General features: G+C 28.8%; 22 protein-coding genes. 19 read left to right on the top strand and 3 right to left on the bottom strand.

Annotated features, from left to right (window positions below):
• Positions 1–27 precede the first annotated feature (27 nt).
• The 5 genes from preA (at position 28) to CSPA_RS20050 (ending at position 6,884) form a co-directional block, all read left to right on the top strand.
• Complete coding sequence (gene preA / locus CSPA_RS20070; protein ID WP_015394197.1) at positions 28–1,530, top strand: NAD-dependent dihydropyrimidine dehydrogenase subunit PreA; 1,503 nt, start codon at positions 28–30, stop codon at positions 1,528–1,530.
• 149 nt (positions 1,531–1,679) lie between these two features.
• Positions 1,680–2,903, top strand: coding sequence for a Zn-dependent hydrolase (locus CSPA_RS20065; RefSeq protein WP_015394196.1), 1,224 nt, complete (start codon positions 1,680–1,682; stop codon positions 2,901–2,903).
• A gap of 313 nt (positions 2,904–3,216) precedes the next feature.
• Positions 3,217–3,843: a GntR family transcriptional regulator gene (locus CSPA_RS20060; RefSeq protein ID WP_015394195.1), complete on the top strand. Its 627-nt coding sequence runs from the start codon at positions 3,217–3,219 to the stop codon at positions 3,841–3,843.
• A gap of 337 nt (positions 3,844–4,180) precedes the next feature.
• The gene (locus CSPA_RS20055; protein WP_017810443.1) at positions 4,181–5,308 is read left to right on the top strand and encodes an ABC transporter ATP-binding protein; all 1,128 of its coding nucleotides are present in this window, start codon (positions 4,181–4,183) and stop codon (positions 5,306–5,308) included.
• Position 5,309: 1 nt separating this feature from the next.
• Positions 5,310–6,884 (top strand): ABC transporter permease/substrate-binding protein, encoded by a 1,575-nt coding sequence (locus tag CSPA_RS20050; RefSeq protein ID WP_015394193.1) that lies wholly within the window; start codon positions 5,310–5,312, stop codon positions 6,882–6,884.
• A gap of 196 nt (positions 6,885–7,080) precedes the next feature.
• Here the strand turns inward: CSPA_RS20050 and CSPA_RS20045 are convergent, their stop codons facing one another.
• Positions 7,081–8,442 (bottom strand): DUF6179 domain-containing protein, encoded by a 1,362-nt coding sequence (locus CSPA_RS20045; RefSeq protein ID WP_015394192.1) that lies wholly within the window; start codon positions 8,440–8,442, stop codon positions 7,081–7,083.
• Between the two features lie 6 nt (positions 8,443–8,448).
• A complete protein-coding gene (locus CSPA_RS20040; RefSeq protein WP_015394191.1) occupies positions 8,449–8,916 on the bottom strand; it encodes a DUF6323 family protein in 468 nt (155 codons plus the stop codon).
• A gap of 372 nt (positions 8,917–9,288) precedes the next feature.
• Here CSPA_RS20040 and sppA point away from each other — a divergent pair, with 372 nt between their 5' ends.
• Positions 9,289–10,296 (top strand): signal peptide peptidase SppA, encoded by a 1,008-nt coding sequence (gene sppA, locus CSPA_RS20035; RefSeq protein ID WP_015394190.1) that lies wholly within the window; start codon positions 9,289–9,291, stop codon positions 10,294–10,296.
• Complete coding sequence (locus CSPA_RS20030; RefSeq protein WP_015394189.1) at positions 10,280–10,771, top strand: RDD family protein; 492 nt, start codon at positions 10,280–10,282, stop codon at positions 10,769–10,771. Before sppA ends, CSPA_RS20030 begins: the two co-directional genes overlap by 17 nt.
• A gap of 92 nt (positions 10,772–10,863) precedes the next feature.
• Here CSPA_RS20030 and CSPA_RS20025 read toward each other — a convergent pair whose 3' ends face one another.
• Positions 10,864–11,691, bottom strand: a complete 828-nt coding sequence (locus CSPA_RS20025; RefSeq protein ID WP_015394188.1) for a hypothetical protein — start codon at positions 11,689–11,691, stop codon at positions 10,864–10,866.
• A gap of 296 nt (positions 11,692–11,987) precedes the next feature.
• On the opposite strand from CSPA_RS20025, the gene CSPA_RS20020 reads away from it, so the two are divergent.
• The 12 genes from CSPA_RS20020 (at position 11,988) to CSPA_RS19965 (ending at position 25,364) form a co-directional block, all read left to right on the top strand.
• Positions 11,988–13,292, top strand: a complete 1,305-nt coding sequence (locus tag CSPA_RS20020; RefSeq protein ID WP_015394187.1) for a helix-turn-helix transcriptional regulator — start codon at positions 11,988–11,990, stop codon at positions 13,290–13,292.
• The gene (locus CSPA_RS20015) at positions 13,276–14,325 is read left to right on the top strand and encodes a WYL domain-containing protein (RefSeq protein WP_015394186.1); all 1,050 of its coding nucleotides are present in this window, start codon (positions 13,276–13,278) and stop codon (positions 14,323–14,325) included. Before CSPA_RS20020 ends, CSPA_RS20015 begins: the two co-directional genes overlap by 17 nt.
• Positions 14,326–14,580: 255 nt before the next feature.
• Positions 14,581–15,201, top strand: a complete 621-nt coding sequence (locus CSPA_RS20010) for a lipoprotein (RefSeq protein ID WP_015394185.1) — start codon at positions 14,581–14,583, stop codon at positions 15,199–15,201.
• Positions 15,202–15,969: 768 nt separating this feature from the next.
• A complete protein-coding gene (locus tag CSPA_RS20005; RefSeq protein ID WP_015394184.1) occupies positions 15,970–17,421 on the top strand; it encodes a TROVE domain-containing protein in 1,452 nt (483 codons plus the stop codon).
• Between the two features lie 163 nt (positions 17,422–17,584).
• On the top strand, positions 17,585–18,808 hold the full coding sequence (locus CSPA_RS20000) for an RtcB family protein (protein ID WP_015394183.1): 1,224 nt from the start codon (positions 17,585–17,587) through the stop codon (positions 18,806–18,808).
• A 148-nt stretch (positions 18,809–18,956) separates the two neighbouring features.
• Positions 18,957–19,283 carry a hypothetical protein gene (locus tag CSPA_RS19995; protein ID WP_015394182.1) on the top strand — a complete coding sequence of 109 codons (327 nt, stop codon included), beginning with the start codon at positions 18,957–18,959 and terminating at the stop codon, positions 19,281–19,283.
• A 60-nt stretch (positions 19,284–19,343) separates the two neighbouring features.
• The gene (locus tag CSPA_RS19990) at positions 19,344–19,910 is read left to right on the top strand and encodes a hypothetical protein (RefSeq protein WP_015394181.1); all 567 of its coding nucleotides are present in this window, start codon (positions 19,344–19,346) and stop codon (positions 19,908–19,910) included.
• Between the two features lie 118 nt (positions 19,911–20,028).
• Positions 20,029–21,027, top strand: coding sequence for a nucleotidyltransferase domain-containing protein (locus CSPA_RS19985; protein WP_015394180.1), 999 nt, complete (start codon positions 20,029–20,031; stop codon positions 21,025–21,027).
• 268 nt (positions 21,028–21,295) lie between these two features.
• Positions 21,296–21,697 carry a WXG100 family type VII secretion target gene (locus CSPA_RS19980; RefSeq protein ID WP_015394179.1) on the top strand — a complete coding sequence of 134 codons (402 nt, stop codon included), beginning with the start codon at positions 21,296–21,298 and terminating at the stop codon, positions 21,695–21,697.
• Between the two features lie 88 nt (positions 21,698–21,785).
• Positions 21,786–22,133: a hypothetical protein gene (locus CSPA_RS19975; RefSeq protein ID WP_015394178.1), complete on the top strand. Its 348-nt coding sequence runs from the start codon at positions 21,786–21,788 to the stop codon at positions 22,131–22,133.
• A 93-nt stretch (positions 22,134–22,226) separates the two neighbouring features.
• Positions 22,227–24,995: a hypothetical protein gene (locus CSPA_RS19970; RefSeq protein WP_015394177.1), complete on the top strand. Its 2,769-nt coding sequence runs from the start codon at positions 22,227–22,229 to the stop codon at positions 24,993–24,995.
• A complete protein-coding gene (locus CSPA_RS19965; protein ID WP_015394176.1) occupies positions 24,996–25,364 on the top strand; it encodes a hypothetical protein in 369 nt (122 codons plus the stop codon). It begins immediately after the preceding gene.
• Positions 25,365–25,375: the final 11 nt, after the last annotated feature.

Here is a 25,375-nt window from a genome sequence, read left to right as displayed (position 1 = left end):
ATCTAGGGCTAGAAAGGATGAATGGAAATGAGTAGTTTATTTAATAAAGATATTTCTATTAATGAATATGTGTCAGGATGCTTACTATGTAATGAAGCTCCTTGCAGAAAAGCTTGTCCCTACACCCTTGAAGCGGATAATATTATTCGTTCTTTAAGATTTGAAAATAAGGCTGGGGCAGTAAATAAACTGCCACATCCACTTCCTTGTGAAACTTGTGCAGATAAGGCATGTATAAAGGCATGTTTAAAGGGAAAAATTAATGAACCGGTACCTATTGATAAAATTATGAAAGCAATTGCAGCTGAACCTAAAATTAAAGAGGATGATGTTGATTTATCTATAGATTTTTGCGGAGTTCATACAGAAAACCCATTTTTCCTTTCTTCCTCTGTGGTTGGAAGCAATTATGAGATGGTGGCTAAGGCATTTGATATGGGCTGGGCAGGAGTAGCTTTTAAGACAATAGGAATGTTTGTACCAAAGGAGGTTTCTCCAAGATTTACAGCTTTAACTAAAGAAAACTTACCTTTTGTAGGTTTTAAAAATATAGAGCAAATTTCAGATCATACCCTAGAAGAAAATATAAAATTCCTAAAACAACTTAAGGCGGATTATCCGACTAAAATCATTGTTGCATCAATTATGGGACAAAATGAAGAAGAATGGACAAAACTTGCTAAGCTTATGACAGAAGCAGGTGCAGATATTATAGAATGTAATTTCTCATGTCCACATATGACAGGGGAAGGTTTAGGCTCTGATGTCGGACAAAATCCTGAATTAGTTGATTTATATACTAAAGCAACAAGAAAAGGAACACACTTACCTATACTTGCAAAGATGACTCCGAATATTGGTAATATGGAAATACCAGCTAAGGCTGCAATGGAAGCGGGTGCAACAGGGATTGCTGCAATAAATACAATAAAGAGCATTATGAATATAGATCTCGAAAATTTTCAATCTGCACCAAATGTAGAAGGAAAATCAAGTGTTGGAGGATATTCAGGAAAAGCTGTAAAACCAATAGCCTTACGTTTTATAAGAGATATGAAGGTTTGTAAGGAACTAAAGGATGCACCTATAAGTGGTATGGGAGGAATTGAAACTTGGGCAGATGCGGCAGAATTCTTAGCTTTAGGCTGTGAAAATTTACAAATAACTACATCAGTTATGCAATATGGTTATAGGATTATTGAGGATTTAATTGAAGGAATGAAACTATATTTAAGTTCACAAGGTTATAAAAGGGTAAGCGAAGTGGTTGGAAAAGCCTTGCCTAATATTGTAGCTGCTGATGAACTTGAAAGAGATGGTATTTGTTATCCTAAATTTGATAGAGATAAATGCTTAGGGTGTGGAAGATGCTATTTATCCTGCTTTGATGGTGGACATCAAGCAATAAAGATGGATGAAAAAACAAACAAACCTATGCTTATAGCAAATAAATGTGTTGGGTGTCAGTTATGTGGCACTGTTTGCCCAGCTAAGGCAATTTCGCCAGCCCAGAGAGTAATGAAAAAATAATAAAATTAGTATATAAAACATCAAGTATGGCTTGTATAGATGGCTATTCCTGTGAATTTATGAAATTTCTGCAGGATAGATTATAATATAAAGGTTTATTATAAGGATTAAATTATATAGAATATAAGAATTTAAAGGAGGATATTAGTATGGTTACTTGTAACATTGATAGAATGGATGACAAAATTAAAACTTTTAGTAAATTTGGAGACACTGGAAGAGGCGGAATAACAAGATTGTCATTGTCACCAGCAGCATTAGAAGCAAGAGAAGAATTTTGCAGACGATGTAAAGCACTTGGAATGGAAATAAAAACAGATGATATGGCAAATATTTATGCAACACTTCCTGGAGAAGATGGTTTACCAGCTATTATGATGGGATCTCATGCTGATTCTGTTAAACAAGGAGGGAATTATGATGGGATTCTTGGTGTACTAACTGCACTCGAAGCAGCAGAAACCATAGTCACAGAAAAAATTCCTCATAAGCATCCAATAACAGTTGTTATATGGACAAATGAAGAAGGTGCACGTTTTGAACCTGCAATGATGTCATCAGGAGTTATTACAGGTAAATTTGATAAGGATGTAATGCTTGCATCTACAGATACAGAAGGTGTTACCTTTAAAGAAGCTTTAGAAGCAAGTGGATATATGGGAGAAGCTTCTAATAGAATGACGCCTGAAAAATATATGGCATTATTAGAACTTCATATAGAACAAGGACCAGTTTTAGAAGATGAAAAAATTGATATCGGTGTTGTTGAAGGGGTTTGCGGTATGATCAACTATGAATTTACTTTTGTAGGTCAAGCTGATCATGCAGGAACAACGCCTATGAAATATAGAAAAGATGCTTTGTATGCAGCAGTAAAAACAATTCAATATCTTCACGATGAGCTGGATAAACTTGATAGTAAGCTAGTATATACAACAGGAAAGATTTCAGCACATCCTAATATTCACACTGTAATTCCTGATATGGTGAAATTTACTTTAGACGCTAGACACCAAGATCCAGAAGTAATTAATCAAGTGCTTGAAATAATTAAAGCTATTCCAAAGGTTGTTGAAAAATGTGAAGCAAGTTATAAAGAAGCATGGTCACGTAAGACAGTTCACTATTATCCAGAATTTATTGATTATGTTGAAAAGAATGCAAAGGAATTCGGATATTCATCTAGGAGAATTTACAGTGGTCCAGGACATGATGCTCAATTTATAACAGATGTTATCCCAACAACAATGATTTTTGTTCCTAGTAAAGATGGACACAGTCATTGTGAAAAAGAATTTACTCCTCTCGAAAACTGCTGGAAAGGGGCAAATGTCCTATTACAAACTATTTTAGATATTGATAAAAATAATTAGACATAGTTGAACGATTTTTGAATAAGTAGAATACAAAATAATGATTGTTAGAAAATCAGATTTACAGAAAAGTTAGGTGAATCTTCTTTTCTAATGTTAAAAATAAAGTTCTTTAGATAATCACTGATGCGACAGCCACAACATATTAATCTTATTACGTTCGGCAATATGGATATTATTGTTTTTTATTCGAAGTGTATATGATATGAAGTTTTATAGCAAAAACAAAAGAAATGTGATAGAATACCAGTTGAAAGTATTTAAAATAATTTTAAAGATATTTAAATTAAATTTTAATAAGAGGATAGAAAAAATGGAAAAAAGAATAAAAATAGTAAGTCCTGTTTATCAGCAAATTGCTGCAGATATTGCTTCTAAAATAGCAACTGGATATTATCGTGTTGGTGAAAAAATATATGCACGATCTGTGCTTGCTAGTCAATATGGAGTCTCTGCAGAAACAGCGAGAAGAGCTATAGCAATCCTCGCGGATATGGATATAGTAGATGCAAATAAAGGCAGTGGAGTAATAATAAAATCAACAGAGAAAGCTATAAAATTTATCAGACAGCACAATGACGTAAAGACTGTTACTGATTTAAGGAATGATATACTTGACAAATTAGAACATCAAAAAGAAGAAAATGATTTGTTAAGAGATAGAATTTTAGATTTATTAGAGAGAACAGATAGGTTTAAAGCAATAAATCCATTTATACCTTTCGAAATACTTATAACAAAAAAAACACCGTATATAGATAAAAATGTAGCGGAAATTAATTTTTGGCATAATACCCTAGCTACAATAATATGTATTAAGAGAAATGGATGCTTAGAAATGTCCCCGGGACCATATGCCGTTTTACGTGAAAATGACATTTTTTATTTTATCGGAAATGAAGGTTGTTATGAAAAAGTAACTAAATTTTTGTATCCATAAATTGTTAATATATTTTGTGACAGGTAAAATATTAATTATTTGTATAACTCAAATGATTGATATTTTACCTGTTTTAATTTTAAGTGAATATTTCTAAACTAATATATATTATGTAATATTTTTAATTTAAGTTGTTACTTTTAAATTCATAAAAAAAATAATTTATTAGAAATAAATGAGGCTATTAATGAGTTTAAGTAAATAATAATTCTTAAATAACAGAGTGTAATTTGACAATAGTAACAACTTGTTGATATAATAAGGTTGTTACTTGGAATGCAAAAAGTAACAACCTTAGTTATGATATAAAGTTGCTAAAAGGAAGGAAGTGGAATTTGTGATAGAATTTATAAACATACGTAAAGATTTCAAAAATAAAACAATTCTTAAAGACATTTCATTAAAGATAAATAAAGGGGAACTTGTTGCTATAATAGGATCAAGTGGATGCGGAAAGACAACAACATTAAAAATGATAAATAGGTTGATTAATCCAACATCAGGAAAAATCTTTATTAATGGTGAAGATATTGCTTCAAAAGATGTAATAAAGCTTAGAAGAAACATTGGATATGTAATACAACAAACAGGATTGTTTCCACATCTGACTATTAGAGAAAATATTCAAATAATTCCTAAAGTTGAAAAATTAGATAAAGCCAATGTAGAGAAAAAAACAATTGAACTTATGGAAATGGTTGGATTAAGTAGTGATGAATTTTTAGATAGATATCCAACTGAATTGAGTGGAGGACAGCAACAGAGAGTTGGAGTTGCAAGAGCTTTTGCAATAAACCCAGAAATAATTTTAATGGATGAGCCTTTTAGTGCTTTAGATCCAATTACTAGGGTGCAGCTTCAAGAGGAATTAATTGATTTACAAAGTAAATTAAAAAGAACTATTGTTTTTGTAACACATGATATGGATGAAGCTATAAAAATCGCAGATAAAATTTGTATAATGAATAAAGGTGAGATTATACAATATGATACTCCAGAAAATATTCTTAAAAATCCTATTAATGATTTTGTTAACGAATTTATTGGAAAGAATAGAATATGGTCATCACCAGAATTTATAAGGGCTAAAGATATAATGATTGATCATCCTGTTACTTGTTTTAAAAATACATCATTGTTAAGATGCATTGAAAAAATGAGAAGTTCAAAAGTTGATAGTTTAATGGTGATAGATAAAGAAAACTATCTTTTGGGAATTACTACAGCCAAGGAAATACAAAATAAATCTGATAGAAATATTCTCGTAGAAGAAATAATGAATACTAAATTCATAAATGTAAAGCCAGATGATTCGATTATAGGCATCCTTGAAACTGTAAAAAAACATAAAATAGGACAAGTTCCGGTGCTTGATGATAAGGGCGTTTTAAAAGGAATAATTACGAAAAGTAGTTTAGTAACAACTCTAAGTAGTCAATTTTTAGATACGGAAGAGGTGAAATAAAATGAATGAATTCTCAAATTATATATTTACAGCAAAAGATCAGATAATGACATTATCAGTTGAACATATTAAACTTACGGCAATAGCTGTTGGTATAGCTATAATAATTGGAATCCCATTGGGAATAATTACAAGTTATGTGAAAAGACTGAATAAGCCGATTTTAGGTATAGCTAGTGTTGTTCAAGCAATTCCAAGTATGGCATTACTGGGATTTGCAATACCGTTTTTAGGAATAGGTACAAAACCAGCAATTGTAATGGTGGTATTATATTCATTACTACCAATTATAAAAAATACTACTACAGGAATTGATAGTATAAATTCAGAAATGCTTGAAGCTGCAAAGGGAATTGGACTTACTAAATTTCAAGTTTTAGTTAAAGTTCAAATACCTTTAGCACTTCCAGTAATAATGTCAGGAATAAGAATTTCAGCAGTTACAGCAGTAGGCCTTATGACTATGGCAGCATTTATTGGTGGTGGTGGTTTGGGATATTTGGTTTTCTCTGGTATAAGAACTGTTAATAATTATCAAATTTTAGCAGGAGCAATTCCAGCGTGTATATTAGCATTATTAGTAGATGGATTATTTGGAGTGGTAGAAAAACTTGTTACACCAATTAGTTTGCAAAATGGTAATAATAAAAGTAAAGCATCAAAAGTTAAAGCTAGAAAAATGCAAAAATCTATATTAGTTGCTACTGCATGTGTCCTTGTTGGAATTTTTGTTGTAACAGGAGTATCTCAAAAGGTATCTAGTAAAAAAGTTATTACAATAGGTAGTAAAGACTTTACAGAACAAGAGATTTTAGGAAATATAATATCAGAGCTTATAGAAAGAAAGACAGACATTACTGTTAATAGAAAATTTGCGTTAGGTGGAACTCAAGTTATATTTTCTGCTATAAAAAATGGTGATGTTGACATGTATGTGAGTTACAGTGGAACAGCTTATGGAGATGTATTAAAATATAAGCCAATATCAGATGTAGAAAAGGTTTATAATACAGTAAAAAAAGATTATAAGGATAAATATGATATTGAAGTGTTAAAGCAAATGGGGTTTAATAATACGTATACACTAGCAGTAGCAAAGGATACTGCTCAAAAATATAATTTAAAAACTATAAGTGATCTTGCAAAAGTTTCAAATGATTTAACTGCAACAACAACGCTTGAGTTCCTTAATAGAGAAGATGGATTAATTGGTTTAACTAAGAAATATAATCTTAATTTCAAAGATACTGTCGGAATAGACGGCAGTCCTAGATATGCTGCTTTAATTAATAAAGAAAGTGATGTAATAGATGCATTTTCGACAGATGGATTATTGAAGAAATATGATTTGAAGGTTTTAAAAGATGATAAACACTTTTTTCCACCATATTATGCTATTCCTGTGGTGAAAGCTGAAACATTAGAAAAATATCCTGAAATAAAACCATTAGTAGAAGAAGTAGGAGACTTACTTAATGATGATGTAATGAGTGAATTAAATTATGAAGTAGATGAATTAAATAAAGATCCTAAAGATGTTGCTATAGAATTTTTGCAAAAGAATGAATTAATTTAATAAAACAGAAAAGTTTTTTTGAATTGAAACCGATATTTGATATTCATTATTAATAATAAGATAATGCTTTACTAGATTTGAAACTTAATGAAGTTTTTACATTGAATCAAGCATAAAAATAATTTATAAGCTAAAAATACTAGTGCTGATTTTAATTGTGATTAGCACTAGTATTTTGCACATTAATAGCTGATTATTAAGTAATATTAATTTTTTCTTTAATTATTTCAATGTTCTTTTGATCTTCTTCACTTAAACTTAAAATATATTTTTTAAATTCATAGTACCAATCTTTTTCGTAGTCATTATTAAAGCTAAAATCTGAAATATGCTTTGCTAAGAGAATAATGTAAGTTTTTGATAAGTTTTTAAATAAGTGCATAAACTCATCATCGAATAAACATTCTGCATTTAGCATATCTATTAAATCTTCCAAGCTTTTAATATTATATTTTATCAATGTAATCTTATCTTGCACAGAAGAGCATTCTCTTATTTTTTCAGTTATATTTTTAAATGCAGTGTTACTTAGCTTTTCTCCGTCTTCATATTCTATAATTTCTTCATTTATATTTTCCTTAAAAGATATAAATACCGTTTCTAATTTATCCAATTTAATACTTTCATATAACCATTCTGTTAACTTAGTTGTAGACTTTTTAATATAATTAATCAATTCATTATTTTCAATAGTTAAAGTTTCACAACACTTAGCTGCACCTTCCAATAATTTGTCTTGTAACTTTTCAAGTGATAAATTCATCAATTTACTTATTAAAACTTCTCTGTCAGAATTAGTTATATTTAAGCTATTTAAAGATTTGTTGCATATAATCAAGCCCAGAGAATTAATAAGTATTAATTCGAATACATTTATCAAAAGTAAGTCACATCTTTTATCATATCCATAAAGCAATTCATTGATTTCATAAATATCAAATTTATTGCAAAATTCATTTTCTAAATTTAAGATTTTTAAATAATTTCTTATATACTCAATGCCTTTATAATTCCAATTATCCATGTAAAGTTGATAATCTATTGAGCCTGAGCATGAGCCTATATGTGGGGTAAAAAAGTAATCATACTCCTTAAAAAAGGGTGGAAGCCCATCATCTATAGTGTCATTATAAGAATAATTATTTATTTTAAGTTTATTATTTATAATGTATTCCAAAAGTTTTTTACTTTCTTTCATAGTGACTTTTATTAAGTCTCGACCAGTTTCTAACATTTGTGATAAGCTATTATTTTTTAATTCATCTATTATTAGCTCAATGGAATTAAAGGTTTTTAAATAAAAGCCTAATGTATAATCAATGCCCTCAAGCAAGTTTTCTGCCACTTCTACCATAACAGAGCTGCTTTCATCTTTAGTGTAATATTTTAATTGTATCTTTAATAGTTCAAGCCTTTCATAAGAAAGCCTGTTTAAAGTAGTATCATCTAGAAGTTTTTCCTTATAACAAGTTACTAAAACATCCTTAAAAAAATGATCTTCACTAAAATTATGCTCTACGAAGAAGCTATATTTTTCAATGCTATTGCAATTTTCCACAATTCATCAATCCTTTTCACTATCAAGATTAGTATAATCTTTTACACCATTTCGTATATTGTCAGCAATCTTATATAATACTTTTCCTTCTAAAAGTTCTAAAGAGCCTTGGCAATAATCATCAAAATAATCCTTCATGATTTCTATGAGTTCGTCATCTCCTATATAATCTAAAGTTTCATTCTTATAATTATAAAAAATTTCAACAAGTTCATTTATTGTATCACTATAGTTATGCTGCGATATATATGGTGAATCAGAAAATGCTGTAATAATTTTAGTTATAATTTGACCATTAAATTCTATTCGGCCACTTTTCTCTAGAGCAATAGTCCTCGTTTTCATAATTTCCTTAACGTCGTCTTCAGTTAGTTTCAAACTATAATCGCGTGTGATTTCATTACATTGAATTATTTCATTAAATACCTGCTTTTCTAGAGAAGTGTTTTCAAATAAATTAATAATTTCATTCAATTTTAAGACTCCCTTCAAAAAAAAAAGTGTTGACTTTTGTTTTATAATATGTTATGATAAAAATATATAGTTATAATTTGTTATTATACCATTGGCTTCTATTGTTGTCAATGGGTTTAAAGCGTAAAGAGTATCTTCAATTTGAAGATACTCTTTTTATATACAAATTCTAATTAAGATTATGAATTTAAATTCAAGAAATACTGAAGAGATTTAGCTATTAACTGAAAATTGAACAATGAACATTTAACATTGATAATTTAGATAGCGTAAATACAAATAATAGATAAAAATTAAGATAAATTTAATATCGCCATAAATTTTTTTGTTGTATAATTAAGAAATATAAGTAAAAATTGGAGGAATTGGTTAATGAACAAAAAACAAATTATAGGCTTGATAGCTGCTGCTTTATGTTTTGTATTTGTTGGTGCAGCAAGTGTTATTACAAATGCAGTCTCTAACAAAATAGATAATAAAAATAAGGATACAAAAAGTACTTTTGGCGAGATGTTAAATTCTAATAAAATTGCATTACCAAGTAAGGATTTTGTTGGAGTGGTTAAAGTAGAAGGTACAATTAAGAGTGGATCAAATTCTAATAGCATTTTTCAAAATACAGAGTCATATAATCATAAGCGTACATTAAAATATATTGATGATATGATTAAGTCGAAAAATAATAAAGGAATTATTTTATATGTTAACAGTCCTGGTGGGGGTGTTTATGAAAGTGATGAACTTTATTTAAAGTTAAAAGAATATAAAGAAAAAACAGGACGAACTATATGGACTTATATGGCATCTCAAGCGTGTTCAGGAGGATTTTATATAGCTATGGCATCTGATAAGATTTATGCTAACAGAAATACTTGGACAGGTTCCATTGGAGTAATTACATCATTAACTAATGTAAAAGGTTTATATGATAAATTAGGAATTAAAGAAATAGATATAACAAGCGGACCTAATAAAGCAATTGGAGCTTCAGGAGTGGAAATGACAGATGAGCAGCGTAATATTTTACAAGGCTTAGTTAATGAAGCTTATGAACAATTTGCAGGGGTTGTTGCAGAAGGAAGAAAAATGGACATAAATAAGGTTAAACCTATTGCAGATGGTCGTATATATTCAGCTAAACAAGCTTTGGATTTGGGCTTGATTGATAATATCGATACTTACGAAAATATGCAAAAAAATGTGATAGATACTGTAGGTCAAAGTGTTGAAATATTTACACCAGAGAACAAGGAAAACATACTTTCATCTCTGTTTGCAAAAGCAGAGAATTTAAAGCCTAAATCAGATGCACAAGTTATTTCTGATTACTTAGAAAAAGAAGGTAATGGAGGAATTATGTATTATGCTAAAACAGAATAAAGAAAACCTACAATATGCAGGCTTTTTTGTAAGACTTTCAGCATATATAATTGACTGTATTATTGTGGGAATAGCATTACTTGTTATAACAGTACCTAGATTTATAATATCTATGACAGATCCAGATGCATTTTTGATAAAACAATTCTTATTCAAATTTTCTATATTGGACATTGTTATTTATTTATGTGGACTAGCGTATTTTGTTTTAATGACATATTATTGTGGGGGAACTTTAGGAAAAAAATTATTTAAACTTAAGGTATGTAAAGATACAGGTGAAAAGCCATCTTTATTTACTTTAATTTATCGTGAAAGTATTGGTAGATATTTAAGTGGATTAATATTGTTTATTGGTTATATTATGATTGGAGTAGATTCGAAAAAAAGAGGTTTACATGATATATTAAGTGATACTTTAGTAGTTTATGATATCGAACCTATATATATTGAAAAAGAATTGTTCAACACTTAAAGATTTCCAAAGGAAATCAACATTATTAATAAAAGCTTAACCAGATTTAAAATTTGGTTAAGCTTTTATTTATCTAATATTACTTATGCTCATTAACGCCAACTGTGATGAGGGTCCTCATCTTTACCTGGCCACCTAAATTCTTTAGCAACCTTATTATTTTTAATTTGGTAAGCTGAAAAGCATCCTTGATGAGGAAGTATATATACATTGCCACTTTCCTTTCCAACTAAGTATTCCCCTGATTCAAATTCCATTTCTCCAGTACTATTAGAGTATTCATCAATAAGTAATGTGAAAAATTCCTCAGTAGGGAAGCCATAACTAGAGCCGTCAGCAATATGATCTTGATCATTAAATGGAGTAAGCTGTATATGGGTGCCATGATCAGCAAGTTTCTTTATATATGCACCATCTTCACGTAATACAATTTGTTTTGCTTGTTCAAAGGTTGTTACTGCATATTTGGATTTAGTTGTATTTGAAGAATCATCAGTTTTAGCAGAATTTTGAGAATTAGCAGGAGTTTCTTCTATAGTTCCTTTTTCATTAATATAGCAATTATCTACTGTTGTATTAGTAGCCATAGTTCCATCTGTATTTAGGTAATACCAAACACCATTATCTTTAATCCATCCAACTCTCATTTTACCATCAGCACCTAAGTAATACCAAGAATTCTTGTCTTGTATCCAATTTTTTTGCTTTTCGTTATCTTTATAAAAATACCAACTTCCACTCTCTGATTTCCAGCCATTTATGTTAACTTTTTCTTGTTTAGGTTCTTTTGAGGCTTCAACACTTTTAGAAACAGTATTAGTATTAAAGTCGTTATTAGCGGCAAATATTGCACCGCCAGCACCAGCGCCAACTATAGTAATCAAACCAATTGTTCCTAATATTATCAGTTGTTTATTCATACCAACATTCCTATCTAACTTGAATTTTTATCATTACATCATTAATAATTTATTTATATTAAGATAAGTTTCGTTTTTTGTAAGAACTATTATTTTCGTATTATATATTTTACCATTTAATTGCCTTTATATCAATATTTTGGAGAAGCCAAGGTTCTCAATTAACAATTTCAACTTATTCATTATAATTATGGATTAGATATTTTTTGCAAGTTTTTATCCCATTATATTAATTGCTATGCTATGATAATAATAGTGAATTTAGAAAAGAAATCCATTTGTGGGTTTAAATAAGGGTGGGGATTTATATTTTTCCAGATTTTATTAAGCATTATGATTTAATACGGTCAATACTTAGAGATGTTTTTTTATATGGCTGTTTTTCAAAAGGTGATTTAGAAAATAAGAAACATGGGAGTTCAAGAAAAGTCAGCTATGAGATGCGACGAATTAAACAATATATTGAAAATGATTTTATTAAGATAGATAAAGATGGTAAAAACAAACTTTTGAGTTTGAGTTATGATGACATTTCAAATACAAAAAACTTTTTGGTTAATACATATTTAAGCAAGAGCTTTACTCGTTCTGATATTACTTTGTATTATTACTTGCTTTTAATTTTAAACTATAAAAGTGAACCAATGAACTTTTCAGATATTGAAAATGAAATGATAAGCAAAGAATTAATAGATTATGAAAATATTAGTAGTAAAACTATAGAACGAAAGCTTAATGAATTAGTAAATTCTATGGAAATTGTTTCAGTTAAGAAAAATGGAAGAATTAAAGAATATTATCTTTCAGAGGATATATTAAAAGAACTCAATAATAATGAAATTTTAAAACTTTATAATATAGTAGATTTATATAAAAATATTATATTTCCTAATGTAAGTGGACATTATTTTTATGACACACTAAAAGATTATATGGAGTTTGAACGAAATATAATTCCAACGGATAATAATTGCTTTCAATATAAAAACCTGCATTTTCATCCTGTAATTGAGGAAGAATTAATTTTAAAAGTTATGAAAGCTATTGAAAATAGAAATGAAATAAAACTTAAGACTGATGATAAAGTCGCACGTGTAAAGAATGGTAATAATGAAGTACTCAGACCTTTTAAGCTTAGATATGATATTGAATGTGGAAGGTTTTATGTTTTCTCGTTTACTAGTAATGGGAAATGTATTAGTGCAAGACTTGATAGAAAAGACGATGTTGAAGTTTTAAAAACACGATTTAATTATGATAAATATGAAGAAAAGTATAAAATTGCTATGGAAAAGAGTTTTTCTAGTGTACCTCATAACATTGATGGGCAATATGAAGAAGTGGAATTTGAGGTTCAGATTAATTCTCCAAAGGAATATTACATAATCGATAAGATAAAAGGTGAACTTGGTGAGTGTACTTTTGAGGAAATAAATGATAAAATATATTCCTTTAAAAAGATAGTAAATGATCCTTGGGAAATGATTCCGTGGATTAGAAAATATGGTGGCTATTTAAGGGTTATTTCTCCTAAATATCTTCATAAGAAAATCAAGAATGACTGGGAGGATATGTTGAATAATTATGGAGTTATTTCATGAATATAAAAATAAATATTTTCATTTAGTATTTAGAATTCTAAATTTAGCTAATAATGGACTTTATAAAGATGAAATTATAAAGATTATTGAAAAAGAAGAATATGATGAAAAAGTAATAGGGAAAGACTTCAAAACTTTTGAGGGAATGCTTTTAAATCAATATGATAAAAAAGATAATTTCAATTTCTTAGAAGAAAGAGATGGAAAATATTATAGTATTTTAAATAATGAAGATAGGATGCCTCTTAAAGTTAGGTTTTCAAAACTAGAGAAATCTTGGCTTAATGGAATGCTAGAAGAGCCAGTAGTACAAGCTTTACTTGGAAATGAAACTTTAGAAAAATTACAAAAAGCACTAATAGAAATAAAAACAGGAAGTAATAAAGTAATAGAGTTTACAAACAAGGGTAAAAATGATTTTGAAGTTGATTTAGAAAAAATAAGTAAAAATTTTTATACTATTTTAGAAGGGATAATTGAGGAAAGGCCTATTTTATATTCTAATGTAGATAAAAATGGCAATGAATATAAGAATCAACTAGCACTTCCAATTAGAATTGAGTATTCATTAAAAGATGATAAATTTAGAGCCTCTCTTTATTCTTTAGAAGAGCAGCGGCCAATAATGGTTAATTTACATACTTTAGAGAAAGTAGAAATAGAACAAAAGGTTAATTCGAAAATAAGAAGGGAAGAGGTACTTAAGAAACTAAAAGAAAAGAAATACTGTGAAATTCCAATTACAATTGAACTTGAAGATATTAGGGGAGCTATGGAAAGGTGCTTTATGAGTTTTTCTTCCTTTGAAAGAAATTCAAGGAGTATTTCAGAAAATAAATATGAAATAGATATATATTATTATACTTTTGAAGAAGATGAGGTTCTAAGAAAAATAATATCTTTAGGGCCATATGTTAGAGTAAAGTCACCTGATAGCGTAAGAGAGATTATTATTGATAAGATTAAAAGAGCACTTAGGCTTGAAGGAACTAAAGAAATTGAAAATATAGAAAATATAGATAAGGCAAATTAATTATATAGTCTAATTATAAATAAATGGAGAAATCCCTTTAGGATTTCTTGAAATGAAATATACACTCCTAATTAGAACTTATATAAATAAGTTATCATAATAATATATATAATAAAAAATAGAGTTAGAAGTTTAAATTAAACTTTCTAGCTTTTTTCTATTTTACAACATATGCTAAAATATGATAAAATAATACAGTTGTGTAAAAAACAATAAGGGGTAAATTTTAGGAATTAAATTTTAGGGGGAATTAGAATGAAGAAGAAATTTAAAATTTTTATTGCTGCATGCATGGCTTTAAGTTTGTTAGCTGGATGTGGAGCAAAGGCAAAAGCTAAACAACCGACTGATAGTAGAATTAACGGAAATTATTATACCTTCACTGGTGAAGAATTTAAAAATTATTTTAATGAGGCAGTAGGCTCTGGTTCTAAAATTAATAAATTCGAAGGAAAGAAACTAGAAATCAATAGTAAATATGCTGGAGCAAAAAGGACTGAAGAAGATGACAGATACTTATACATTGAACATGTAGATAAAAATATGATTACAGCAAAATCTCAAAAGGAAAATGGACCACTATTAGAAGTTTCCATTGATTTTGGTGGTGGAGAAGAAACTAAAAAAGGATCATTTTCTGAAATTAAGTATACTAAAGGTGAAATTAATGATTTGAAAAAATATGCATCTGCAATATTTGATGTATGTGAACCAAATGTTGAAACAAAACAATTTGAAGAATTTTTTGATAAATGCTTTGATGGTAGAGTCTTAACAACGACTCAAGAAAAAGAAATTGGAGATTTAAAGATAACTTTGGTATCAAGGGAAAAACTTGAAATGACATTTGTACCTAAAACACAAAAATTTAAGTAACATATTATAAAGGCTAATTGTTAAAAGATAACTAATCCTATGTTATTTACACAATAATTATAAGAATAATCTGTGTAAACTCAAAGGGGATGAATTGAATTCATCATCCTAAGTTTATATGGATTTTTTTTATTACAATAAATATATGTAAAATACCTAATTGGTACTAATGGATTATAATTCTAAAGATGCAAAGTTTTTGTCTTTAAGAAAATTATAGAAATAATATAATAAGTATTGTAGTCAAGAGGACAAGTTAATATGGCAGTGCATATCTGAGTTACTTCGTATAGCAAAGTATAATAATGTTTATAAGTGATAATTAGGCTTTGAAATTAAACACAAAAATCAAATGAAAAATACATAATAGATACTTTAGTAATCATAAATTAATTTCTAAAGTAAATTCAATTCAGAAGGAAGGTTGAAGATAATGTGATAGTTTAATATAGTGCCGAAAACTACTCAGATAAATTTACTCCATTATATAGGTTAGTTTTAAGAGAAGTGCAGAAAAGTGTTACTTTGTAGTTAAGCTGAAATAGAAGTATTAAACACTTTTTGATTTTATCTCTGTTATATAAATACCACAAAGCGGTATAGTTTGCAAAACTTATTAATTAAAACAAATTAACGTGATGATAAGAGTATTTAGGCATATTACAATAAATAGATTGATTAATAAATTGTTGATAATATGGCCTATATGGTGCAACTCCATAAGTCATCAAAAAAATCTAACTTCATTATTGGAAGGAGCAAATTAAAATGTCAAAGTTTAATACTGTTAAGCATAAAACATTAAATAAATTAGGCCATGTAGCTTTTAAAATGGAATTAAAGGAAAAGCTAATAACTGAAGTTTTAACAAGTTTCTTTAGTGAAGGAAAGTTTTATGGAGATAATTCTTTAGAGATAGTTAAAGACTTAAGACAGATTATTAAGATAGATCCAAAGTTCATAGCTAACTTAGCTATATATGCTAGAAAAGAATTTCATTTAAGAAGTATCTCTCAGGTTATAGCTGGGGAGCTTGCTAATGATGTGCAGGGAAAGAAGTATGTTAGAAGAGTTTTAAATGAAATAGTTGAAAGAGTAGATGATATAGCAGAAATTTTAAGTTACTATTTAAATGTATATGGTAAGCCAATTCCAAACTCTTTAAAAAAGGGGCTTTCTGATTGTTTCTTAAGATTTGATGAGTTTTCATTTGCAAAATATAATAGAGAGAAACAAATTAAACTCAAAGATATAGTCAATTTGGTGCATCCAAAACCAAATAGTCTTGAGCAAAGCAGTATGTTTAAAAGACTACTTGAAGATAAATTAACAACACCATTTACATGGGAAGCAGTGCTTTCAAGTGAAGGTAACAACAAGGAGACCTGGGGGAAGCTAATTGAAAGCAATAAACTTGGTTATATGGCTATTCTTCGTAATTTGAGAAATATTATTAAAGCAGAGCCAGATAATATAAATATGGTATATGAAGTTTTAGAAAATGAAAATAGAGTTAAAAAGAGTAAGCAATTACCTTTTAGATATTATTCAGCTTATAAGGTGTTATCAAATGAAGGATTAGGAACCTCAAAGATCTATGATGTATTGGAAAATGCAATTAGGCATTCAACAAGAAATGTTGATAAGTTAAAGGGGAAAACCTTTATATCCACCGATGTGTCGGGTTCTATGAGTTATAACGTAAGTAAAAAAAGTGATATGACATGTGGTGAAATAGGAACTTTACTAATGGCGATTGCAAATAGTATTTGTGACGAATCTATAACAAGCACTTTTGATACAAAATTTAAAATAACACCACTTGCAGCTGGAAATGGAATAATATCTAATGCTAAATCAATAAAACAAACTTGGGGAGGTACTGATATTTCATTACCAATACGATATTTGTTAGATAATAGAGTATATGTAGATAGAATAATAATTTTATCGGATAATGAAATAAATAGAGGCTATGATCGGTTATGTCAAGATTTAATTGATGAGTATAGAGCTAAAGTTAATTCAAATGTGTGGGTTCATGCAATTGATCTTGTAGGATATGGGACTCAACAGTTTAAAGGAGAAAAGGTCAATGTAATTGCTGGCTGGAATGAAAAGATATTAGAATTTATACCAAATGTAGAAAATGGCCTAAGCAATATAAAAGATATAATAGAGGATTATTATTTTAAAGAAGAATTAAAATCAATCATATAGATAATATGGGGGAAGTGTATATTTAAGTTACTTCGATGTTAACGATAGATGTCACCGGTTCGAGCCCGGTCTTATAATTATCAAAAATTATAAGTAGCTCAGTTGGTAGAGCACTAAATACTTAAATAGTTTTTCTCCCCTTAATTTTAGAGGAGTAATGTTTATGTTAGAAGTTAAAGGAAAATATAATACAGCAAAAGTATTTACAGATAATATAGAAAACGAAGCAATTGAACAATTAGAAGAATTATGTGATCAGCCATTTGTAGAAGGCTGTAAGGTAAGAATAATGCCAGATACTCATAAAGGGGCAAGCTGTGTAATTGGATTTACAGCTGATTTAGGAGATAAGGTAATTCCTAATATTGTAGGAGTTGATATTGGATGTGGGATGTTAACTATTAATTTAGGAAAAATAGATGTTGATTTAGAAAAGTTGGATGATATTATCCATAAATATGTTCCATCAGGAATGAAGGTTCACCAAGGAAGAGTTGTTAGATTTCCAGAATTGCAAAATTTAAAATGCTATAGAAGTTTAAGAGATACTAAAAGAATTGAAAAAAGTATTGGCACTTTAGGTGGTGGAAATCATTTTATTGAAATAAATGAAAGTGCTGATGGAACTAAGTATCTTGTAATTCATTCAGGAAGCAGAAATTTAGGCTTGCAAGTGGCTAATCTTTATCAAAACTTGGCTATAGATTTATGCAGTGGTAAAGGTGATTATTATATTAAAAGAGAAAAAATAATTAGTGAGTATAAAGCTGATGGGCGTAGAAAAGAAATTCAAAAAGCTTTAAAAGCTTTAGAAGCATTATATGATGATTTAATGCCAAGTTATCCAAAAGGCTTATGTTTTTTAGATGGAGACTACAGGAAAGAATACTTACATGATATGAATATCTGTCAAGAATATGCTGTTTTAAATAGAAACACTATGGCAGATATAATTTTAAAGAAACTTTTTGGAAAAGGCTTTGAAGAATATGAGTCATTTTCTACTACTCATAATTACATAAATTTCAAGGACAATATTATTAGAAAAGGAAGTATTTCAGCTTATGAAGGGGAAAAAGTATTAATTCCACTTAATATGAGAGATGGAAGTATAATTGCCATAGGAAAAGGAAATCCAGATTGGAATTATTCAGCACCCCATGGGGCAGGACGTATTATGAGTAGGACTAAAGCTAAAGAAAAAGTGGATTTAGAGGAATTTAAGGCTTCAATGGAAGGGATTTATACGACTTCAGTTACAGAAGCAACTCTTGATGAAGCTCCAATGGTGTACAAGCCTAAAGAAGAAATCCTTCAAAATATTTCTGAAACTGTTGAGATAATTGAAATAATTAAACCAATTTATAATTTTAAGGCTCAAGGGTAATAAAATTACAATTATTTATATTGTATAGATTTTGAGTTTTGAACATCAAATTTAATCTGAGATTATATAGAAAGTTACAAAAATAAATTATTAGGAGGTGAGAAAATATGATTTGGAGAGATGACGCCTTGTAGTGGAGGTGATATTAATGTCAAGAAGCTACAAAAAGACACCCATTTGTAAGGATGGATATGGTAGTAAAAATTTAAAGTGGTGCAAAAGGTCTGCAAATAAGAAAGTGCGCAGATATAGTGATATTCGTAGTGGAAAGTCATATAGAAAAGTATATGAAACTTGGACGTTTCGCGATTATGTTTCTAGAAAAACTTTGAAGGAACATATAATTGAATTACAAAGAGAAATAGAGATATGTCTTAAATTACGTGGTAGTATAAATAATTTAAGTAATTATTATAAAAAAGAATATAATAATGGTTATTTTAGAATGTGGAAAAAATTTTATTATTGGAAATAATTAATAGGAGCATAGCTTGCTCCTGAAAATAATTATTTAGATGTATTAGGAAGGTTCTAAATGAAAATTGATATTTTGAAAAATGTTGAAAAAAAGTTCGCACCTTTTGATGGAAATATTTTAAGACTGAATATGAATGGTGAAAAGGTTCCTATTAGTGTTATAAGAGAAATAGTAGAGAAGATATTCCTATATTTAGGAAGAAATAATTTGTGTGGTAAAATTTATAGATATGATGACTGGTTGCAGCATGATGGACTATTATTTTACAAAGAGAGGTTTACATATAAAAAGTTAAAACAGATTTTAAATAATAATAAAGCATTTTACAATAGTAGGAATGGAGATGATTTAGTAAGAAGAGGGTATTATGATTCGAGAAGTCGGTGGTATGTGAGAGTATATATTTTGGATAGGATTGATTTAAAAAAAGGAGAAGAACTTTGGGGTGACTTTGATATATCAATATCAGATTATCATATTTATAAACTCAAAGAAATAATAGAAAATAAGTATTCAGTTAAATTAAATATAGAAGAAGCATATACATATTTTCAGAGGATAAATGTTGCAAATAGCCAATTTGATAGCTCTTCAGCTTTCAACTGTATTGAATTTCAAAGTTAGAAAAGCTTTGTTGATTGTTATAATTATGCAAAAGGCATTAAAAATGAAAGGAAAGGGATTCTGAGGCTTTAAATGAATTTTTTCATAAGACTCTTAGAGTTTGCTGAGGTGATATAAAATGAAAAAAGAAATTTTAAATAGAGAAGAATATAAATTCATAAATTCAAGTGTAAATTTGGGAGAGAACTTAATTTATTTAACCCTTTCAGGATCAATAGGATATGGAACTAATATAGATAGTAGCGATATAGACTTAAGAGGAATTACAATTGAAAGAAAAGAAAATATGTTTGGATTTCAAAGCTTTGAACAATTTGAAGATAAAGAAACAGATACAGTTATATATGGACTTAAGAAATTTGTTTCATTAGCCTTAAAAGGTAATCCTAATATTCTTGAGTTATTAGGTACACGGGATGAGCATATTATCTATATGAATAAATATGGTGAAGTATTGCGTAAAAATAGAAATATGTTTTTATCAAAAAGAGTAATACACACTTTTGGTAACTATGCCACTGCACAATTAAGAAGACTTCAAAATGCATTAGCAAGGGATGAGTATCCTCGAGAAGAAAAAGAAAAACATATTCTTAATACAATAAATAATCAAATGAAGCATTTTTCATCTAACTATACAGAGTTTCCAGAAGGAAGCATAAAATTATATATTGATAAATCTAATAAGCAAGAAATGGAAACAGAGATGTTAATGGATATTAAAATGGATAAATATCCATTAAGAGATTTTGTTAGCATATACTCAGAAATGAATAATATTGTTCATGATTATGATAAGCTTAATCATAGGAATAGAAAAAAAGATGAGGGTAAGCTCTTAAAACATGCTATGCATTTAATAAGACTTCTGGTTATGGGAACTGAAATATTAAATACTCATGAAATTAATACTTATAGGGAGAAAGAACATGCTTTGTTAATGGATATTAGAAAAGGTAAATATAGTTATGATGATTTGTTTAAATTGGTAGAACTTTATGAGTTTGATTTTAAAGAAGCATCAGTGAAAACAACTTTACCTAATGAGCCTGATGAAGGACAAGTTGAAGAATTCTTGATTTCTTTATATGAGGAATATTATAATTTGAAATATTGAGAATAGAAGGGGATGTAGTTAGATTTGTGTAAAAAATCTACTACATTCCTTTTTGTATTGTTTGATGGAGCTTTCTCTTTATTCAAATCTATCAGATTGTTTTTATTATTTGAAGTAATAAAGTGTCAAAAAAGCAAATATAAAGAGATAATATGCTGATAATTTGAATAATTGGGAAAGTATGCTATAATAGTTATGCCGTAAATTTTAATTAATTTACGGTGTTTTACTATATTTAACGAAAAATGAAAATGGGGATGAGAACAATATGACAGAAGAAATAAAAGTAAATCCAGAGGCATTTGAAAAAGTTATAGCGACATTAACACAGTGTAAAACTGAATTAAGTCAAGCCTTGGAGTATTACACAAACCTTAACAATGAAATGAAGGAAAATTGGATAGGGATTAGTGGTGATGCCTTTATTCTTACTGAAAGAATTGTTGAAGAACAGTTTAAAGAGAGAATAACTGATTTGGAAAATGAAATAGAAGATTTAAATAATACTATGTTTACAATGTTTGAAGAGGATAAATTAATTGGACAACTTATAGGTGGATCGATATTTGGGGAAGTGGGGTCTGAAGCAGCAGCTTTAATAAATAGCTCTGAAGATGTTAATAAAATGATTAATTCAACTAGAGCAATAATAAATGATGCTTCAAATTAACAATAATAAATAGTTAAGGGAAATAAGGTATATGAAAATATGGACAGTTAGAAGGATCAATAATGTCTTGAAGAAAGGAACGAAATAAATGGGGTGTAGATGCTCAGATATACGAAAATGCTCTCATGATATATCGCAAATAGAGAAAATAGAGTGTATTTTAAAATTTACAGATAACATAAATGAGAGAGTATCATCTGAATTAGTTAATTTGGCTTCAAATGGGCTTTCAACATTTTATTGTGCTAATGAAGATGAATTGATGACAAAGGAAAAAAAGCTAAATATTACTGTAACAGATGAACTTGATGAGTTAAAAGTTAAATGTAGTAATAAGATAACAGAATTACAAGAAGAATTATCTTCCATGAGAAGAGAAGATATAAGATATCATTTAGAAGAGAGAGAGAAACACCACCATCATCATGATGATTAATAAATAGTAATAGAGAGAATAAGTATGAAATTTGATTTTTTCAAAATACATTTTGACTTAAATCAAAATAGGGAAAACACATGGGAGTAAGTTATGGATTTTAAAGTAGATTTAGGGAAACTAACGGGTACAATTAGTGGACATGATCATGTAATGAGTATATTGGCTGAACAAAAAGCCATAGTTAAGGGTGCACTAAATGAATTATATCAAGGAGGATGGTCAGGAGCAGCTAGAGATAAATTTGAAGCAGCGCATAAAACGAGGGAAGAAAAGTATACATTGCTTGAAACAGAAGTGAAATTTATGAAGGAAGTTTTAACTTATGTTGAAAAAGCAACGGCAGTAAGTTTGAAAAAAGACTGTGAAAATTTTATTAACTATATAGATAGATGTGGAATTGGTAATGGTGTTACAGGGCCAGATACAGGACTGATATCCTTTTATGGTGACACTGCTCAGATAAACAGAAATATATCTAATTGTGTGGATAAAGATTATAAAGATATTCTCAAGAATATGGATACTATTTCTGATATTATAAGTAACTTGGAATTTACATCCTTTGATATAGGTGGAGATATATCAGGCATAGAAAAATCAATAAGTGATCAGACTACAAGTCTTACAGAATTTGAAGAAGCCTTTAATAAATATTATAATGGAGTGAACGAACTTGAAAATAAAGTTTGTGGTGAGTTTTCTAAATTATCGGGAATAACTGACTATAAAACCTTCGAGAAAAGTTCAGTTATTACTGCAAATGGGGAAATAGATAAAAATAATTTAGAAAAAATGCTTAAAGAAAATTCTGGAGAATTATCAGATGAAACTAAGGAGACATTGATATATTTATGCAGAGTTTTAGGTAAAGATAAATTTAATGATCTAATAAAAGAAATAGAAGCAGATGAAAAAGAAAAGCAGAAGCAGGCAAATATAAATAAGGATATATTAAATTTATTAAAGGATAATATTAAGGATGGGCTTAAATTAGATATACTAGGACAAGCAGAGGATACTATCAAAAATTTAAAAAGTTTATATGGTGATATAGGCGCAGATGAGTATTTAAAAAGTAACCTCGGTGAAGAAAATTATAACAAGCTAGTAGCGGGCATTGATTTAGCAGAAGGCTTTATTGATGATCCGCTTAAAGATATGAATAAACTAAATGATTATTTAGAAAATAGTGAAACTGGGCAATATTTAAAAGAGAATAATAAGCTGCTATATGACAAGCTAAAAATGAAACTTGTAAGACAAGAGGCATTAACAGTTGATGTAATTAATATGGGAAAAGGAATTTTAAGCCTTCATGATTTGCTTAAATATAATAACGATGTAAATTCAGACTTCATGGAAATTCAAGTAGAAAAAGCTTTAGGCATCAATGGAATGGATAATGAAGCTACATATAAGAAAGCACTAGAAGCAAACCAAAAAGATATGGAAAATGCCATGAATATGTCTTGGGATATAGCAAAGGGAATAGTGCCGGGAATAATAAATGATGTAAAAAATACTCTAGACCCAAAGAATGCATGGGACTTTTTCACAAATCCAGATATGAAATTGGAAGATGCACAAAAGTGGAGTCAAAGTGCAATAAACACTGCAATGACAGTAGATGGAGTTAGGGCGGGCCTTGGATTTGTCAAAGGAAAAATTTCTGGAATTACTAAGGTTGGCTCAGAAGTGGGATTAGAGACAAGTTTAGAAGAAGGAGCTAATGCATCAAAAACAGGTAAAATAAAAGCGGAAATAGATACTAATCTAGAAAATATTAAAAATGAAGAAATAAGCAGTGCTGATTTAGAATTAAAGGATATTAATAAGGAAATTGAAGTAGATCATATAAAAAATATAGATAAATCAGAAATTGATATAAATAATAAAGAAATAGAAGTAGAAGCTCCGGTAAAAGACGAGGTTGAAACTTTAAAGCTTGGGAATAATGTTGAAGTTGAAACACCAGTAATAGGGAATGTTGTAGATACTGCAAGGGAAACTGAGGTGCCTAAAGTTGACAAAGAGGTTGTGAAAGATATAGAATCAGAGAATGTTAAAGATGGCACTGAGAGTAGTAAGTATTCTGAAATATCAGAAAGTCATCCTATTGTAGAGGATATAAAATCAGATACTTCAATAGAAAATATACGAAAAAATAAAGATTTGATTCTTTTTGAAGAGACTTTTTCTAAAGCAATGAAGAATGAAAATATGATGATGGATGAATATATCAAATTGACCCACACTCCGATGAGTGAATTATCTGAGACAGACATTAAACGAATATATGCAGTGAACAATTCTGTTGATAATCCGACGAATGCAACTTTAATGTCTAAAGTAATACCAGAAAAAACATATCTAAATTGTATTGAAAATGGTAAATTTAGTGATACAGTAGGAAATTGTGTTACAAGAGCACAAGATATGCAGGATTGCTATACTTTTGATGACTATTATAATAAGCTAGGATTAAATTATGGAGATAATCCATTTGATACAGCTGACAAAATGTATGTAATGAGATATACGTCACAAGATACAGAAGCATTAGTTACAAGAAGTTATGGAGGAACAACATTAAAGGATGTAAAAGCGGCCCAAAATGTTTTAGGACTTAATGAAAATAATACATTTCTGAATAGTGACCCATATTTAGGAACTGGAGTAACTAAAGACGTTGAAGGTGGGATTGGAAAGATGGAGTTAATGACAATCAAAGATAATTTGGGAAATGCTCAATACTGCACTGTAGACGATGGATCAGCAATTTATGAAGTAGCAAGAGAAAGTAATAATGAAAGACTTATTGCTATTAGATATAATAAGAGATGGTGGAAGGTGAAATAAATGAGTGAAAATGGACAATATGCAATATATAAAGGAATAGAGTATAAATGTTGTTTTAGAAGTAATGGTAAAATTGGATTATTAAGTGAAATTCCTGTGGAAGGGTTTATTGAATTTATGGGAACTTATTCAAGAGATGTTTTAAGAGAAGAATGCTCAAGGGTATATAAAAAAACGTTATGTTTCAAGTATAATAATGATAGTTTTCTTATTCGTGAAGAAGATAAAAATAGGGTTTTGCTAGAAACAGGACCGAGATCCTATGATTTAATTAGCTTAGGCTTTGAACGTGTCCTTAATGATACTTTTCAAAAATGGATGCCAGTAAGTGAAGGTGAGAAGTACTGGGCAATTTATGATTATAAATAGAAGAATTTAAA

This window comes from Clostridium saccharoperbutylacetonicum N1-4(HMT), assembly GCF_000340885.1.
Classification (GTDB): domain Bacteria; phylum Bacillota; class Clostridia; order Clostridiales; family Clostridiaceae; genus Clostridium; species Clostridium saccharoperbutylacetonicum.
The sequence above is the reverse complement of the archived record's forward strand: the minus strand, read 5'-3'. Positions and strand labels throughout refer to the sequence as shown.